Consider the following 16,151-nt stretch of genomic DNA (forward strand, 5'->3'; position numbering starts at 1 on the left):
GCTTCAGGCAATGATAAAAATATTATTGCCCGTCAGGAAAAGTTATCTCCTCTCAGTCCGGGGCAGGTTCGACATAAGATTAATCGTAGGCTACAATAATCAACGCCGAGCTAAAGCTTAATTTTTGAATAGATTCATAGACATAAATTCAGCTTTAAAGAAGGACAGGACATCATTTTATTGACTATAAAACGAGCAAAAAGATGACGGATAGCACCATTAAAATTTACAACGCCCGCTATAGTAAGCTGATGAAGCTACTGGATTTTATTGCCGTCAACTTGTTCATTTTCGCTTATTTAAAATACTTTTTCGTCGAACCCTCAACGGCCTCTCTGTTCCTGGGCATAATATATTCACTGATTTTTATCAGAGCCAATGAACACTTTCAGCTATATTCTGGTCAGTTTAAAGGCCAGTATTTAAAAAAATTAACTAAATTGTTTTTCAGCGTCAGTATAAGCGGCTTGTTATCATTTTTATTGTTTGTAAGCGCCGAATTATTACTGAACAATCACGCCAGCACAAACGCGGTGCGATTAGCTGAAATTATTGTGCTGTGCTCGATTGCCATATTTATTAGTATGTTTCTGATTCGCGTTATCTCCAGCCGCTATTTTTTCAAATCCAGACTCAAGGTGGCTATTTTAGGCATAACGCCAGCCGGGCTGGCCATCGAGCAGGCGCTGTTTAAGGAGTATACCCACGACGGGATTGACATCACCTTCTTTGAGGACCGCGCCGTGCAGCGCGACAGTCGCCTGCTCAGCATTGATAAAAAAGGCAACTCGCGCGACCTGCTGGCGCTGGCGAAAGCCGGAGAAATCGATGAAGTCTATATTGCCCTGCCGATGGTCGCCCAGCAGCGTATTCGCCAGTTCTTGAATGAATTTTCCGACACCACCGTAGATGTGTTTCTGGTACCGGACCTCTTTTCCTACAGCTCACATATTTCTCAGCTGCGGATGTTTGGCAATATTCAGACGATCAGCATTTTTACCTCGCCGTTTGAAGGCGAAGGCGCGGTACTCAAGCGTATCGAAGATATCGTGCTTGGCGCTTTTTTTACCCTGGTCAGCCTGCCGGTCATGCTGGCGGTGGCGATCGGAATTAAGCTGACTTCGCCGGGCCCGGTGCTGTTTAAACAAAACCGTTACGGCCTGAACGGTAAACAGATCCCCGTCTGGAAGTTCAGAACCATGCGCGTGATGGAAAACAGCGCGGTAGTGACCCAGGCAACGCGTAACGATCCGCGCATTACCCGCTTCGGCGCCTTTTTACGTAAACCTCACTTGATGAACTGCCGCAGTTTTTTAACGTGCTGCAGGGAACCATGTCGATAGTGGGCCCACGCCCTCACGCGGTCGCGCATAATGAGCAGTATCGCGTGCTGGTGGAAAATTACATGATCCGCCATAAAGTGAAGCCCGGCATTACCGGGCTGGCGCAAATACACGGTTTTCGCGGCGAAACCGACACGATTGATAAAATGGAAAAACGCATTCAGTACGATCTGGAATATATTCAGTCGTGGTCGCTGCTGCTGGACATTAAAATTGTGTTTTTAACGTTTTTCCGCGGATTTGTGGGGAAGAATGCGTTCTGAACTCACTTTCCTCGCAGGTTTGCTGGCGATGCCTTACGCATGGGCTGACCTGCAGGCAAAACCACATACCGGTGTGGCTGGCATCGATTTCGAGAGCCAGGTGGGTTATGACGTCGGTTACAATGACAACGTGACCTGGCAACGCTACGGCGGGAATGAAATCGGCTCCGCTTATCAAGGCGTTAAGCCGATTTTCAAAGCCATCGGCGAGCGCTACGAGGACCGCTATTTATTGATGTACTCCGGCGATTACCGCCGCTACGCCAGCGATAGCGCAGATAACCGCGACAACCATTTTTTTATGTTTAACGGCAAGTGGCGCTTCGGCAGCATGCACGGGCTGTCGTTGGATCTCGATGAAACGTTCGGCCATGAAGAGCGCGGCCGCGATACCACCGAGGGGTTTCTCCCCGAGCAGTTTAAAGAGTTTGGCATTAATAAGCCCATCGCCACGCGCTTCTTTAACAGTGAACTGCGCTATAGCTACGGGGCGCCGGAAGGCCGCGGTAAAGCAGAAGTTGCGCTAATGCATAAGCAGCTGCGCTTTCGCAATCTCGACAGCATTGAGGACGCCAGCGCCGACTTTCATTATTACATGCACGATCAGGAGTGGCATGAAAACAGCGTGGTCGCCGAGCTTTTTGATCAAAAAGCCAAAACGCTGCGCTATCGCTACAGTTTTATTACCAACCAGCGTCGCTATGAGCTCAACCCGTTAAAAGACAGTAATGAATATTACCTGCTGGTCGGCATGAAAAATCGTCTTTCCGGCAAGACCGAGATCCACGGCAACGTCGCCTGGCTGTATAAAGATTTTATCCATAATCCCGACTCGCAGGGGTTCAACGGCCTGAACTGGGATATTAACGCCGACTGGAAACCACTTGAACAGATAAAGCTCAACTTACATAGTTCACAACGAATAAAAGATCCCACCGACTCCGGCGGCTATATTCTGGTATCAAATTTCGGTCTGGGCTATGAGCACCACTGGCTGGTCGACAGGTTCTCCACTCTGGTTGATTACTCTTATATTACAGAGGATTACAAACACCAGACCAACGGACGCAAAGATCGATCAAACCTCGTTTCGCTCACCTTCAACTACGACTACCGTCCATCCGTTAATTTTCAGCTGAAGCTGCAATGGAACACGATGCATTCTAATAAAGAAAAAGATGCCTTTTATATTGGCCCGGACTATGACCATGAGGTCGAGCGCACGCTGGGCTACAACGACTCGGCCATTATTTTTATGACGCAGGTACAAATATGATCCTTAGCTATGGAAAACGGGCGGTGATTTCTCTTCTGGCGCTATGGCTGGCGGGCTGTTCGGCGCCGCCGCAGACAATCCGAACGCCGCCGGATGCCGTTTATCATCTGGACCAGGGAGATGAGATCAATATCGCGGTTTCCGGCGAACAGGATCTCACTATGCGCGTAAAAATCGATAATAGCGGCAGCGTTGATTATCCTTATATAGGCTCCCTGATGCTGAAAGGGAAAACGCCTGAACAGGTCGGCAACGAAATTGCCGATAAGCTGCGCGGTAACTATCTGCAGGCGCCAATGGTGACCGTAAGCATTGCCGAATACCGTAAAATTTATCTGTTAGGCGAAGTCAAAAAACCGGACGGTTACGCCTGGGAACCGGGCTTAACCGCTGAAAAAGCCATTGCGCTGGCCGGCGGGTTTACCGATCGCGCCGATCGCCATGACATCCGCATTCGTCAGTTTCGCAGCGGTAAACTGCTGGAAAACGTCGCCGCCGACTCCGCCGTACAGGCCGGAGATACCATCATCATTGGCATGAGTTTCTTCTGATATGGCTATTTCATTAGTTGAAAATGGAAAGAAGAAAGAAGGCTTTATCGACTTCACGCCTTATTTCAACAAAATTAAGCACAAGCTGATCTGGTGCCTGGTGGTGGTGGTGGTGGCTGCCGCGGCGTCGTGGATCCTGACGCGCTTTATGTCATCCAGCTATACCGCAACCGCGACGGTGCTGTTTAAAGCGCAGTCGCAGGATGTTACCCCCCTGCCGCGGCTGGAAAACTATGATTCCACCCGCAGCGATTACTATGAAACCAAATACGCGCTGATGGGCTCCCGCGTCGTGCTGGAAGCCGCGGTAAAAGCGCTAAAGCTGGATCGGGACCCGGAATTTAACGGCGGGGACAATCTTGATGAGGCCGCACGGGTCAATAATGCGCTGCGCGCCCTGCAAAAAAAACTGACCATCTCCGGCGTGCGCACCACGCAGCTAGTATCCGTTTCGATGGAGGCGAAATCGCCGCAAAAAGCCGCCGATATCGCCAACGGCGTGGCGCAGGCGTTTATCGATTACAGCCTGGCGCAGAAGCAGAAAATCTTACTTCAGGCCCAGGGCTGGAACGAGAAAATGATGGACGATCTGCGCGATAAGCTCGATCGCCAGAAAGCCGACATCGATGATTTTCTCAAACAAAACGGCCTGCTGACCTTTCGCAGCATGGATGGCTACGAGACCGAGCGCCTGGGGATCGTGATTAACCATCTGGCCGACGCCACCCAGCGCCGTCTGAAAGCGCAAACGGTGTGGGACAAAGTGCGCCGTCAGCAGGGAAAAGCGCCGGAAGCCATCATCTCGCTGCCGGAAATTTCCGGTCATCCGCAGATTCAGGATCTGCGTATCGCGCTGATCCAGACGCGGCGTAACTTATCGGAAGCGGCAAAACACTATGGCCCTAAGCATCCGAAATATCTTCAGGCTCAGGCCCAGCTGCAGGTCGTCAACGGGCAGATAGGCCAGGTGTTGGGGGAACTACTTAACGGCTTACGCCAGCAGTATCAGATTGCGCTGGACGATGAGCAGCACTATCAGAAGATGCTCGACGATCAGAAAGCCAACTTCCAGGCGCTGGGCGCCAAGCGCGATAAATACAACACCATGATGACCGCGCTGAACAAAACCGAAGAGCTGTATAAGTCGCTGTATCAGCGGGCGAATGAGCAGAAGCTCTCCAAGAGCTTTTCGGTTCCCGATGAAGTGATCTACGATGCCGCCGTGCCGCCAAATCTTCCTTCTAAACCGCAGCGCGGTCTGCTTATCGTGATGGCGACCCTGATGGCGCTGGCGCTGTACATCATGTACCTGATAGTCAGCACCGCGCTCGACAAAACGGTGAACAGCATCAGCGAACTTAAAGCCAAAACGGGCCTTGATGCCAGCGGTGAGTTTCCGCTGTTGCCTCAGGCGAACAGCGCGAAGCTGACGTTCCAGAACCTGCTGTATGCCGATATGCTCCACAGCCTGCGCCTGGCGCTGCTCGGCCAGAATACTCATAGCGGGACGATACTGGTGACCTCGGCGCAGGCAGATGCCGGCAGCAGCCTGATTGCCGAAATGCTGGCGTGGTCCGCCGCTAAGTCAGGCAAAACCTTGCTCATCGATATAGATTATCTGGCAAGCGCGGGGCTCTCCGCGCGCTATCCTCAGCATAAAACAGGGTTCAGCGAGCGTCTTGATGGCCGCAGCGCCGCGTCCCAGGCGGTGGTCCCCCTTTCCGAGACGCTGGATTTTATGCCGCGAGGCGAACTCAGCGACTCAGCCCTGCTGCTGCTCACTTCTGAGCGGCTCCCGGCGCTGCTGACGACGCTGCGGCAGACCTACGATTATCTGATTATTGATGCGCCATCGCTCGGACTGGCCCAGGACGCCCTGCTGCTGGCACCGCACGTCGATATCAGCCTGCTGGTGGTCAACGCAGGCGAGCAGGCGTCGCGCATCCGCGACGCGCAACATCGTCTGCAAGCCGCCGCGCCAACGCCTGTCGCCACCATGCTTAACCGGGTACAAGAAGAGAACCTGGAGACGCAGGAGGGCAAACGCCTGCCCGAGCGCGGCATGGGCGAACTGATTTCACCGAAGTAGCGATTATGAACTTAATTAAGAGTATTTCTTCAATCGCCAGCTCCTCGGTCCTCTCGCAGGCGATCGGCGCTTTTTCCGTGTGGCTGATTTCCCATCGCTACGGCATGGCGGAAGTCGGGCACTATGCGATGATCTACAGCAACGTGCTGATTGGCGCGCAGGTTTGCACCTTTGCGTCGCAGCTGCTGATCCCGCGCCAGGAAGAGCATGAGCTGGGGCAGAATGTGGTGTTTTGCCTGCTGCAAAGCCTGCTTCTGGCGCTGCCGTGGGCGGTCATCACCGGACTGATATTCCATCTCAATATCGCGTTTCTCTACCTGCTCACCTTCGGCTATGCGCTGGTTTTGATCGCCGAGAACCTCTCGCTGCGCGGCGGTAACTATCAGTTCCTCACCTTCCAGCGTATCGCCGTGTCGCTGGTGGTGGCGATAGCTCTGCTGGCGATGCCGAATACCACGCTGTTCTATATTGCCTGGATGGCGGGCATTTTGCTGCTGCTCGGCCTCTGCCTGCTGCGTTTGTTTCGCTTCAGTACCCTGACGCCGGCGCACTTTTCACCACGGGCGAACGGCCTTTTTGCGCGCCAGCACTGGCAGCACCTCAGCCGCGTCGGCAGCGCGGAAGTGCTGGCGATGGCCAGCAATAACCTGCCTACGATGTTGATAAATATCTGGTTTTCACCGCTGGTCGCCGGCTATTTCTCGGTGGTGAGCCGCTTCTGTTTATCACCGGTGATGATTGTCGGTAACGCGGTGCGCAACTCCATCTTTTCAAAATGGTCGATGGATTTTCGCAACGGCACCTTTAACTATCCGGAGTACAAAAAGATTCGCCTGATGCTGATGGCCGCGGCGCTGATCTGTATCCTTGGGATCTGGATTTTCTATCCGCTGGTCATGCGCCTGGGCTTCAGTCAGGAGTGGCTCAATTCCATTCCGACCTCACGCTATATGCTGCCCTATCTGTTCGCCGCGCTGGCCGTCAGTCCGCTGACCGTTATTGAGCTTATCTTTGGTTCTAAACGCTATTTTTTACGCATTCAGATCGAGCAGCTGCTGATTATTATCGTCGCTTTTATCGCGCTGCCTGAATTGGGCCAGCGCTATGAGATAGCCCTCCTGACGTTCTCCGTGCTGACCAGCATTCGCTATCTGTTCATCCTGCTGAAAATGAACAAACGGGCGCTACAGCTCTCCCGGCAGGAGCAGAAAATATGCAGCTAAACACCGGTCGCTATCTGGAGGTATTCGCGCTGACGACCATCGTCTTCTGCGGCACGATTCAGTATTTCACCGGCGTGGCAGCCGTGCTGTGGCTCCCCTTTTTCATGGTGCTGGTGATGGTGGTCCTGCTGATGATGCAAAGCCGGCCGCAGCCGCTGGCGCTTAGCGCGCGCGAGAAGGTGGTGCTGGCGCTGTATCTGACGTTTATCATCCTCAGCCTCTGCGCCACGGTTTTACAATCCGGCATCGTTACCGCCATCGTCGGCTTCAAAAATGAACTGGCCCTGTCGCTGGTGATGTTTTGCATGCTGCTCGGCATGTTTCGCGAGTCGCAGCTGCACCGCCTGACCCGGCTATTTTACTGGCTGTTCTACGTCCAGTTCCCGCTGGCTATCTATCAGGTGCTGGTGGTGGTGCCAAAACGCGTGGCTTTGCGCGGCGAGGATGAAAAGTGGGATTCGGTGGTCGGCACGTTTGGCGGCGACCCGATGGGCGGCGGCAATACCGCGGCCATGGGGATGTTCTGCCTGCTGATTATGCTGCTGAAGGTGTCCGAATTTAAGCACGGTATCTGCTCGTTCAAGTCGATGGCGGCGCATATCGTGCTGGCCTTTTTCCTCTGCGTGGTGGGCGAGGTAAAATTCGTGATTCTGCTGTCGCCTTTCTTACTGGCGCTGCTGTGGATCATGCCCGCTTACGTCAGCGGCATCAGCAAAGTCACCCTGCGCTCGTTGATGATTATCGCCGCCGGAATGGTGGTGCTAATTTTTGCCGCTATCACCATTCTGGCGTCCAATTACTCGTCGGCCTTCGGCGGGGACCCGACCAAAAGCGCGCTCTCGGTATTTATCGATTCCCTCGGCTATATCTTTGATACCAATTACATTATGGAAAGCGGCGAGCTCGGCCGGTTTACCACTATTTTCTTCTGGCTCCAGCATAACGAGCTTTTTGGCCCCGGCGGGATGCTGTTTGGCTACGGTCTGAACGCCACCAACAGCGGCAGTACCGTCTCCCCCGGCTATATTGGCGCCTGGTATCATCTGATACTCGACTCCACCGCGCTGAGCATGATGCTGTGGGAAGTCGGTATTATCGGCGTGATCTTATTTATCGCCATGATTGCCGCTATTCTCATCGGCATGCGGCCCAAAGAGACCTTTTCCCGCTACGATCTCAAACGGGAAGATTTACAGCTGCTCAGCTCCGCGCCTGCGTTTTACGTCTTTGCCATTGGCTGTTTGCTCAGCCTTCCCTACAGCCAGATCCTGATGATCATTCCCATGCTACAGTTTTTATTATGGCTGGCCCTCGGGGCGCTTATTGTCATTCATCGTTCCGTCCGTCTGAACTCCGGTACCCAATATGAATAAAACGCCATCAATTACCGTCAGCATTAAGACCCTCAACGAAGCGCAGGGTATTGAAAAAACGATCGACAGCGTCCGCAAGCAATTGCAGCCTTACCCGCATCAGATTATCGTCGCCGATAGCCTGTCCACCGATAATACCCGCGAGCTGGCCGTCGCCAAAGACGCGATGGTGGTTTGCCTCGATAACGCGAAAGATCGCTGCTGCGGCGTGGGCCACCAGCTGGGCTGGTTATTCAGCGAAGGGGACTATCTGCTGCTGCTGGACGGCGATATGGAGCTGGAGCCGGGTTTTCTCGACACCGCCGTGGCGTTTCTTGAAACGCATCCCGAATATGCGGGCGTGGCGGGCAGCGTCGAGATGGATGACGCCGCTAACTATGAGTTTAAATCGCGCAAGCAGCGCCTGCATCTTATCTATCCGCAGGGCGATACCGATCATCTTGGCGGCGGCGGCCTTTACCGCCGTTCGGCAATCGAGAAAATTGGCTATCTGACCAATCTTAACCTTCACGGTTATGAAGAAGCCGAATTGGGGATCCGTTTACAGGCCGCGGGCTATAAACTCCACCGCCTCGCCGCGCCCTATTTTAGCCATGCGTCCTATACCATGCCGACGTTCAAAATGCTGACCTATCGCTGGAAGAACGGTTTTTTATGGGCGCCGGGTGAGCTATTACGCAACTGCTGGGGGAAAAAGCATTTCCCCGCCGCGCTTAAGATTGTTCGCAACGAACTGATATTCACGCTGTATATCCTGGTATTGATTATTTGCCTCCTGTCGTTCAATCCCGGGGTGATTTTTATCGCCCTGCTTCCGCTGCTGGCATTTATCGCGCTGAAGGCGATTAAAAATAAGTCGCTGCGGGACGGCGTCCAGAGCGTGGTCAACTTATCGTTATTTTCCGCAGGTATGGTGCGAGGCCTGCTTAACTCCGTTCGCGATCCGCTGAAACAACCCGCCGTGACCGTCTCCAACCCAAAACATATCCAGACAGAACATGAAAATATTATTCGTTAATAAATTCTTTTTTATTAAGGGCGGAGCGGAAACCGTTTTTTTCCAGGAGCGAGACGCCATGCTGCAAGCGGGCTATCAGGTTGTCGACTTCAGCATGCAGCATGCGGAAAATAAGCCTTCGCCCTGGGAAAGCTTCTTCGTACATAACGTGGATTATCATCAAAGCCACGGGCTGACGGGCAAGCTCAAAGCGGGCATCGACTTTATCTACAACGCTGAGGCCTGCAATAAACTCAACACCCTGCTGCTGGAGCAGCGCCCGGATATTGTGCACTTTCATAATATCTACCACCAGCTGACGCCCGCATTGATTGGCGTCGCTAAGCGCTTTGGCTGCAAAACCGTACTGACGGCGCACGATTATAAAATCGTCTGCCCATCGTACACCATGCTACGCGATGGCCACGTCTGCGATGACTGTCTTACCGGTTCGGTGAGCAATGCCTTTCGCCATCGTTGCCAGCAGGGCGATACCTTTAAAAGCCTGCTGCTCTCGCTTGAGGCCTACTGGCAAAAGTTCGCGCAAAATTACGCCATGCTCGATTGCATTATCGCTCCCAGCGAATTTATGCGTCAGACGCTGCTGCGTAAATTACCCAGGTCGCGGATCGATGTGATCGTCAACGGTATTGATGCCAGCACCACGATCCCGGGCGATACGGCGGGGGATTATTTCCTCTATATCGGCCGCTTGAGCCGTGAGAAAGGCGTGGCCACCCTGGCGCTGGCGCAGCAAAAAATGCAGCAGTCCATGCCGCTGAAAATCGTCGGCGATGGCCCTCTCGGCAGCGACCTGCGCGCCCGCTTTAGCGGTCCGGAATTTCTCGGCTATATGCGCCACGGAGACGCGCTCAACGCGTTGATTCGCGGCGCGCGGGCGGTGATCGTCCCATCCGAATATTATGAAAACTGCTCGATGTCGGTGCTGGAGGCCATGGCGTTCGGTCGCCCCGTCGTCGGCGGCAATATCGGCGGCATTCCGGAGCAAATTCGCGATGGCATTGATGGCTATCTGGTGGAACCCGGGGATGCCGACGCGCTGGCGCGCATCATGGATAGCCTGGCCGCCAATCCGCAGCAGGCGCGTGAAATGGGCATCAACGCACGCCAGCGTTTAGAGGAGAAATACGATCTCGCCCGGCATATGCAGGTTCTGCAGGAACTCTATCAGCAGCTCGTGGGGGAAGCGAAATGAAGCTCAAAGTGACGGTGCTTGGCACCCGCGGTATTCCGAACGTCCAGGGCGGCGTTGAGACCCATTGCCAGAATCTTTATCCAGAAATCTATCACCAGAATCACGCCGATATCTGCGTCATTGCCCGCTCACCGTACGTGGACTATCGCCGTAGCGAATATAAAGGCGTGCGGTTGAAAAGCCTGTGGGCGCCCAAAAGCCGTAAATTCGAAGCCATTATTCACTCTACGCTGGCCGCATTCAGCACCCTGTTTGACGGCTCAAATGTGGTTCACGTTCACGCGGTCGGCCCTGGCCTGGTGGTCCCGCTGCTGCGCCTGCTCGGCAAGCGCGTCGTTTTTACCCACCACGGCCCGGACTACGATCGCCAGAAGTGGGGCAAAATGGCGAAAGAGATGCTGCGCCTCGGTGAGAAATGGGCGGTGAAATATGCTAACGAGGTTATTGTTATCTCGGAAGTGATTAATACGCTCATTAAGACCAAACACGGCCGTACCAACGCTAACGTGATCTATAACGGCGTGCGCCAACCGCAGCTTCCCGCCGAAGAGACGCGACGGGCCACGCTGAATCAGTATTCGCTGGAAGCCGGACAATACGTTGTCGCCGTCGCCCGTTTTGTGGAAGAAAAGGGGCTGCACGATCTGCTTGCCGCCTACAAAGCCTCGAACTGTTCGCTGCCGCTGGTGCTGATTGGCGATGCCGACCATCCCGATGAGTACAGCGAGCGGCTGAAGAAGCAGGCGGCCGAAACCCCGGGAGCGATCATGACCGGTTTTATTAGCGGCGATCCGCTGCACACTTTGTTCTCACAGGCCGGGCTTTTTGTTCTACCGTCTTATCACGAAGGGCTGCCCATTGCCCTGCTGGAAGCCATGTCCTGGTCACTGCCGGTTATCGTCAGCGATATCCCGGCCAACCTCGAGATTGGCCTGCCTGCCGAGGTCTATTTTCCGACGGGCAATGTCGCCGCGCTGGCGCAAAAGCTCCAGTCCTGGCGCGGCGAGGAGACCGCGGATTACAGCCAACTGATGCCTAAATACCGCTGGCCGGACATTGCGGCAAAAACCGCTCAGGTCTATCAGCGTTTAATGAATAAGAGTCAACCGTGACTAAATCAACATCCGACCTGGTCGTCGAGCGCTTTTATTCCGCGCTTGACCCGGAAACAGAAACCTCACTCACGCCGGAACAAAAGCGCGGTATTGAACAGGCGCTGGTGAGATCGAGCCTGGCCTCGCGCCATCGCATCGATTTTCGCCATAGCTTTCCTTTTCTGCATCGCCGCTATTTCGTGGTCTTTTTATGCGGCCGCGATCTGCGCAAAATTCCGCGAGAGAGTACGCTGCTCGGGCGTATATTCTCCACCCTGGCGATTACCATCGCCGTGCTGTTCGCCATTCTTGCGGTGCTGCTGGCGCTCTATATGCTGAAATCCGCGCTGGGTATCGATGTGTTTAAAAACTTCCACGTCGGTATCTGGACGTGGTTTGTGAACCTCCACGATAAAGTGAATTAACGATGAGCTCTTTTTCGCTGCGCCGCGCCGCGCGCCTTGTGGCGCTACTGCTGGCCGGAGTCATACCCTCAGAGGCAGTGCTGGCTGAACGCACGGTTATCACCCCGCCGGCCTTTACCGGTCTGTTGACGAACCCAGGGATCGGCGTGGCCAGTTTCCACGATGGTTATGGCCAGAAACCCTCTCTGAAAGAGTATCCGGACACCGGGTTTGAATACGATCGCTTTTACTGGAGCGATCTGGAGCCCGAGGAAGGCGTCTATGATTTTGCGCCGATCGATCGTGCTTTCAGCGTCGCCGCCCAGCATCAGCCGGCGATGAACGTCGGATTGCGTTTCATGGCGCTCGATGAACCGCAATCGGGCTCGAAAATCCCCGCCTGGCTTATCAAAAAAGGCATTCAGGGACAATGGGTCGAAAATGGCAAAACCTTTGTGCCGGACCTCAGCGATCCGACCTTTATCGCCTATGCGCAAAAGCTGCTTAACGCCCTCGGCGCGCGTTATGACGGCAACCCGAACCTCGGGTTTGTCGATATCGGCATGGTGGGTTCGTGGGGGGAATGGCACAACTCCAATTTCCCTGACGTTGCGCCGTTGCTGGAAAAGTACGCTCCGGAGCAGCTCAATCGCTACATTGATATGCACTTCAGCAGCTTCCCGAAAACGCCCAAAATCATGTTAATCAGCGGCGGTAATTCGCTGGTCTGGGCCAGCCAAAAAGGCGCGGGGTGGCGTGCGGATTGCTGGGGAGACTGGCATAACTTTTCCGCAGAGTGGAGCCATATGCGCGATGATTATCCTCAACGCCTGGCCGCGGCGCAGACGGCGTGGTCCGGGTTTAATGATAGCTGGCAGCACGCCCCCGTTAGCCTGGAAATTTGCGGTTATATGGCGGAGTGGGAAAGCGTGCAGCACTATACCCGCGAAGAGGTCCAGGCAAGCTTCGACTGGGCATTAGCGCAGCACGCCAGTACCCTGAATCTGAAATCGCGTCCGGTGCCGGCAGCGTATCGCGATATCGTTGATAGCGCGTTATTGCGAATCGGCTACCGCTACCGGGTGGGTCAGCTGGAATGGGATACGCCCGTACGCAGCGGCATGCCGCTTACGCTAAACGTCACCTGGCGTAACGACGGCGTCGCGCCAGCCTATCTCCCGTACCTTGTGCAATGGCGGATAGTCAATGACGCCGGAACGACCGTTACGCAAATCAAAACGGCGGATGACGTTCGCCAGTGGCTGCCCGGCGAACATCACAGCAGCGCTACGCTGCCGCTGCCTGCCGGACTCCCGGGCGGCCAATATCGTCTGGAAGCGGCCCTGACCAATTATCAGGGCCAGCCGCGTATTCAACTCGCTAACGAAGGTAAAACCGGTGATGGATGGTATTCACTGGCTTCGTTTAACCTTAAGGAATAACCATGTTTGAGGCTATCAGGCTGGTCGCCCGGGAAATCAAATCCTGCGGCGGCATAAAAGCGAAAATCGCGGTTCTGCTTTATCGTCTGGCGACGCTCTATCGCAGCCGTAATCCTCTGTGGAAGATCTGCGGGATCCCCTTCGTTATTCTCAATATCGTGATTAACGAGTGTTTATTTTGCATTGAGCTGCCGTGGCGAGCGCGCATTGGCTATGGGCTGAAGCTGTATCATCCGCACTGCATCGTGATTAATCGGGGAACGGTCATCGGCCAGAACTGCACCCTGCGCCAGGGCGTCACGATTGGCAGCGTGACCGACAGTCAGGGCCGTGAGGGCGACAGCCCGCGCATCGGCGATAACGTCGAATTTGGCGCCCACGCCGTGGTGATTGGCGCGGTCACGCTGGGCGACAACGTCAAGGTTGGAGCAGGCACGGTGGTGACCAAAGATCTGGCCGCAGGAATGATTGCCGTCGGTCAACCCTGTCGGGTATTAAACGGTATTTAGCGCGGGTTTGCCTGGGAAGGAAACCCGCGCTGGTCGAAACGCGGGTTTTATTGCGAGCAGGATGACAGCCGCTGACCGGAACTCAGGCTCTCAGCTTAACCGGTTCGCTAAAATCATCGGCGGGCTCCAGCTTAAGACTGAACGTCGCCAGTAACGCTTCGGCTCGTTCGTGAAAACCACGTAGCGTCTTTTCAAGCTTTTCAGTGACTTCAGGATCGTCAATCGCGACCGGACGCCAGACGCCCTCTTTGTCGAACAATCCAAACTGATAGCTATAGGTGAAGCGCGATTCCTGCGCTTCCATCTCCATCCACCATCCCCAGAACTCGCGTTTTTCAGGCGCTGGTTTTACGTTGACGCAAACAGCCAGGCAATCGAAAAAGAAGCGGTTGTCTTCACATTGCTCCTCACGGATGTAAGGGCCAAGCGCCGTGAATTTCTTAATCAGCTTACTCTTCAGGTGTCCACTCGGTAACGTCATTGCGATCTCCTTTAGTGATGCCATGACGTTACCAAATCGATAGAATTTAGCAATATATTAACTAAATCTATGGCTAATCCAGCGGGCGATCTGCCGCAGCGCGTGATCGAAATTGCGATAGACCGGATTGAACGGGATCTCCAACAGCTTGCCGTCGGATGATGATGAAGTAATCAGCCGCGACTCCTCCTCCGGGCTGAACGGATCGTCTTTCCAGAAGCCTGAGAGCATCGGCGTGGGGCAGCGGCGTCCCAGCAGCCCCTGAACCTTCAGGGAATAGCGGTTAAGCTCAACGCGCAGCGCGTCGTCGGAAGCGTCATGCATCCCCAACCGCGAAGCCAGAACGTCAAGATACATCTCCGGCACCCGCCCCTGATGCAGCGGGTCCACCAGCAGGCCGTGTACCACCGGCCCCAGGCAGGCCACCGCCTTCAGGCGCTGGGACTCAAGATAGCCCAACCGCACGGCGATATTCGCGCCGAAACGGAAACCAAAGGCGGCCACGCGGGTATGATCGACCCAGGGCACATTAGCCAGATGCTGCAGCACATACTGGTGCAGCAGACTGGTATCCTGGGTCAGCTTGCATTTTGAGGAGAAACCGATGGAAGGCATATCCACGGTCAGCATAGCGATACCCAACGGCGCAAAATAGTTTTCATACAGGTTGTAATAGTCGGTCTGTAGCGCGTCAAGCCCGCCGCACATCAGTACCGTCGGGAACGGCCCATCGCCTGGCGGCATATGCAGGAAACCGGTGATCGGCGCGGCGCCGGGGATAGAGAACTCCAGCTCTCGCAGCTTGCCGGGCAAGCGCTGAGCGGCTTCTTCATAAGCCCGGTATGCCAGCACCTGCGCCTGTTCCGCCAGCTCATCGCCCTTGATGTGCGGATAGGCGGCAATGCTGTAAAGGTTTGCCGCATGGAGCCAGTGACGACCGCTCACGAGCAGATTCTCTTCCTGACCGGCCTTCTGCTGCCAGTCCATCGCCTGTTTGGCCCATTCAAAGATCCAGTTGCCGCCGCGATAGCCAACGACCGTATCGTAAAGCTCCGGGTCGGTTCGCTCGGCATCGCTCATGACGATGCGCGCCTGCACGTCGAGGATTTCCTGCGGCGTCACGCCACGCCAGATCCACATCAGGCGGTTAATCAATCGATACCAGTGATCAACGTGATTACCGCTGAGCGCAGACTGGATCGGTTGCTGCGCTCCGGTATTAAACCGACGCACCAGCGTGGAGGTTTCCGGATGTTTGAATCGGGGTTTAAACAGCGTTTCGCTAAGGTTAGCCTGGGACATGTGCAGCCTCCATCATGTTGCCACTGAAGCTATTGTAACCTGCGCAAGGGTAAAAAAAACCACGCCCGGCAAAACCGGGCGTGGTAATTAGCATTTATGCTGGAAATTAACGACCTGCGATAGGCGGTACGAACACCACGCCCATATCCCACGGCTGTTCAATCCAGGTATCCTGGGGAATATCAACAACATAATCATCAACCAGCGGGCGACCGGCCGGTTTTGCGAAGATAGTGACAAAATGTGCTTTCGGATACATTTCGCGGATGGCTACGGCGGTACCGCCGGTGTCGACGAGGTCATCGATCACGATAAAGCCTTCGCCATCGCCTTCAGCACGTTTCAGCACGGTCAGTTCACGCTGATTATCGTGGTCATAGCTTGAGATGCAAACGGTATCAACATGACGAATACCCAGTTCACGCGCCAGTAGTGCTCCCGGTACCAGACCGCCGCGGCTAACGGCAATAATGCCTTTCCACTGTTCAACCGGCAGCAGGCGAGTTGCCAGCTTGCGGGCGTGAATCTGCAACATGTCCCAGGTGACGACGTATTTTTCGCTCATGTGAAGTGTCCCAGCCTGTGTAA

Annotated in this window: 14 protein-coding genes and 1 pseudogene; 12 read left to right on the forward strand and 3 right to left on the reverse strand. The window is 54.7% G+C overall.

Going from position 1 to position 16,151, the window contains the following annotated elements:
- Nucleotides 1–203: 203 nt before the first annotated feature.
- From ABLV30_RS27950 to ABLV30_RS28005, 12 genes and pseudogenes are all read left to right on the forward strand, one after another.
- Nucleotides 204–1,606 (forward strand): annotated as a pseudogene (locus tag ABLV30_RS27950) (undecaprenyl-phosphate glucose phosphotransferase).
- Nucleotides 1,596–2,882 (forward strand): outer membrane beta-barrel protein, encoded by a 1,287-nt coding sequence (locus ABLV30_RS27955; protein ID WP_049070941.1) that lies wholly within the window; start codon nucleotides 1,596–1,598, stop codon nucleotides 2,880–2,882. Before ABLV30_RS27950 ends, ABLV30_RS27955 begins: the two are co-directional and overlap by 11 nt.
- Nucleotides 2,879–3,433 carry a polysaccharide biosynthesis/export family protein gene (locus tag ABLV30_RS27960; protein ID WP_004847971.1) on the forward strand — a complete coding sequence of 185 codons (555 nt, stop codon included), beginning with the start codon at nucleotides 2,879–2,881 and terminating at the stop codon, nucleotides 3,431–3,433. The genes ABLV30_RS27955 and ABLV30_RS27960 overlap by 4 nt, the downstream gene beginning before the upstream one ends.
- Before the next feature lies 1 nt (nucleotide 3,434).
- Entirely contained in the window at nucleotides 3,435–5,522 is a 2,088-nt protein-coding gene (locus tag ABLV30_RS27965; RefSeq protein WP_265800737.1) for a polysaccharide biosynthesis tyrosine autokinase, read from the forward strand.
- Nucleotides 5,523–5,527: 5 nt separating this feature from the next.
- A complete protein-coding gene (locus ABLV30_RS27970; RefSeq protein WP_049084241.1) occupies nucleotides 5,528–6,745 on the forward strand; it encodes a capsular biosynthesis protein in 1,218 nt (405 codons plus the stop codon).
- Nucleotides 6,736–8,118, forward strand: coding sequence for a hypothetical protein (locus tag ABLV30_RS27975; protein ID WP_014837479.1), 1,383 nt, complete (start codon nucleotides 6,736–6,738; stop codon nucleotides 8,116–8,118). The genes ABLV30_RS27970 and ABLV30_RS27975 overlap by 10 nt, the downstream gene beginning before the upstream one ends.
- Nucleotides 8,111–9,136, forward strand: coding sequence for a glycosyltransferase (locus ABLV30_RS27980; protein WP_064378308.1), 1,026 nt, complete (start codon nucleotides 8,111–8,113; stop codon nucleotides 9,134–9,136). Before ABLV30_RS27975 ends, ABLV30_RS27980 begins: the two co-directional genes overlap by 8 nt.
- Entirely contained in the window at nucleotides 9,117–10,331 is a 1,215-nt protein-coding gene (locus ABLV30_RS27985) for a glycosyltransferase family 4 protein (protein ID WP_064378307.1), read from the forward strand. Before ABLV30_RS27980 ends, ABLV30_RS27985 begins: the two co-directional genes overlap by 20 nt.
- Nucleotides 10,328–11,443, forward strand: coding sequence for a glycosyltransferase family 4 protein (locus tag ABLV30_RS27990; RefSeq protein WP_265800740.1), 1,116 nt, complete (start codon nucleotides 10,328–10,330; stop codon nucleotides 11,441–11,443). Before ABLV30_RS27985 ends, ABLV30_RS27990 begins: the two co-directional genes overlap by 4 nt.
- Nucleotides 11,440–11,850 carry a hypothetical protein gene (locus ABLV30_RS27995; RefSeq protein WP_014228040.1) on the forward strand — a complete coding sequence of 137 codons (411 nt, stop codon included), beginning with the start codon at nucleotides 11,440–11,442 and terminating at the stop codon, nucleotides 11,848–11,850. Before ABLV30_RS27990 ends, ABLV30_RS27995 begins: the two co-directional genes overlap by 4 nt.
- Before the next feature lie 2 nt (nucleotides 11,851–11,852).
- Nucleotides 11,853–13,271 carry a DUF4832 domain-containing protein gene (locus ABLV30_RS28000; RefSeq protein WP_265800742.1) on the forward strand — a complete coding sequence of 473 codons (1,419 nt, stop codon included), beginning with the start codon at nucleotides 11,853–11,855 and terminating at the stop codon, nucleotides 13,269–13,271.
- Between the two features lie 2 nt (nucleotides 13,272–13,273).
- Nucleotides 13,274–13,780 (forward strand): serine acetyltransferase, encoded by a 507-nt coding sequence (locus ABLV30_RS28005; RefSeq protein WP_014228038.1) that lies wholly within the window; start codon nucleotides 13,274–13,276, stop codon nucleotides 13,778–13,780.
- A gap of 82 nt (nucleotides 13,781–13,862) precedes the next feature.
- Here the strand turns inward: ABLV30_RS28005 and crl are convergent, their stop codons facing one another.
- The 3 genes from crl to gpt all read right to left on the reverse strand — a co-directional run bounded on the left by crl (nucleotide 13,863) and on the right by gpt (nucleotide 16,128).
- Nucleotides 13,863–14,261 carry a sigma factor-binding protein Crl gene (crl, locus tag ABLV30_RS28010; RefSeq protein ID WP_004847949.1) on the reverse strand — a complete coding sequence of 133 codons (399 nt, stop codon included), beginning with the start codon at nucleotides 14,259–14,261 and terminating at the stop codon, nucleotides 13,863–13,865.
- Between the two features lie 57 nt (nucleotides 14,262–14,318).
- Nucleotides 14,319–15,563 carry an esterase FrsA gene (frsA, locus tag ABLV30_RS28015; RefSeq protein ID WP_004129202.1) on the reverse strand — a complete coding sequence of 415 codons (1,245 nt, stop codon included), beginning with the start codon at nucleotides 15,561–15,563 and terminating at the stop codon, nucleotides 14,319–14,321.
- A 106-nt stretch (nucleotides 15,564–15,669) separates the two neighbouring features.
- A complete protein-coding gene (gene gpt, locus ABLV30_RS28020; protein ID WP_004129200.1) occupies nucleotides 15,670–16,128 on the reverse strand; it encodes a xanthine phosphoribosyltransferase in 459 nt (152 codons plus the stop codon).
- Nucleotides 16,129–16,151: the final 23 nt, after the last annotated feature.

It is taken from the genome of Klebsiella sp. CN_Kp113 (assembly GCF_040064585.1).
Lineage (GTDB): Bacteria > Pseudomonadota > Gammaproteobacteria > Enterobacterales > Enterobacteriaceae > Klebsiella > Klebsiella michiganensis.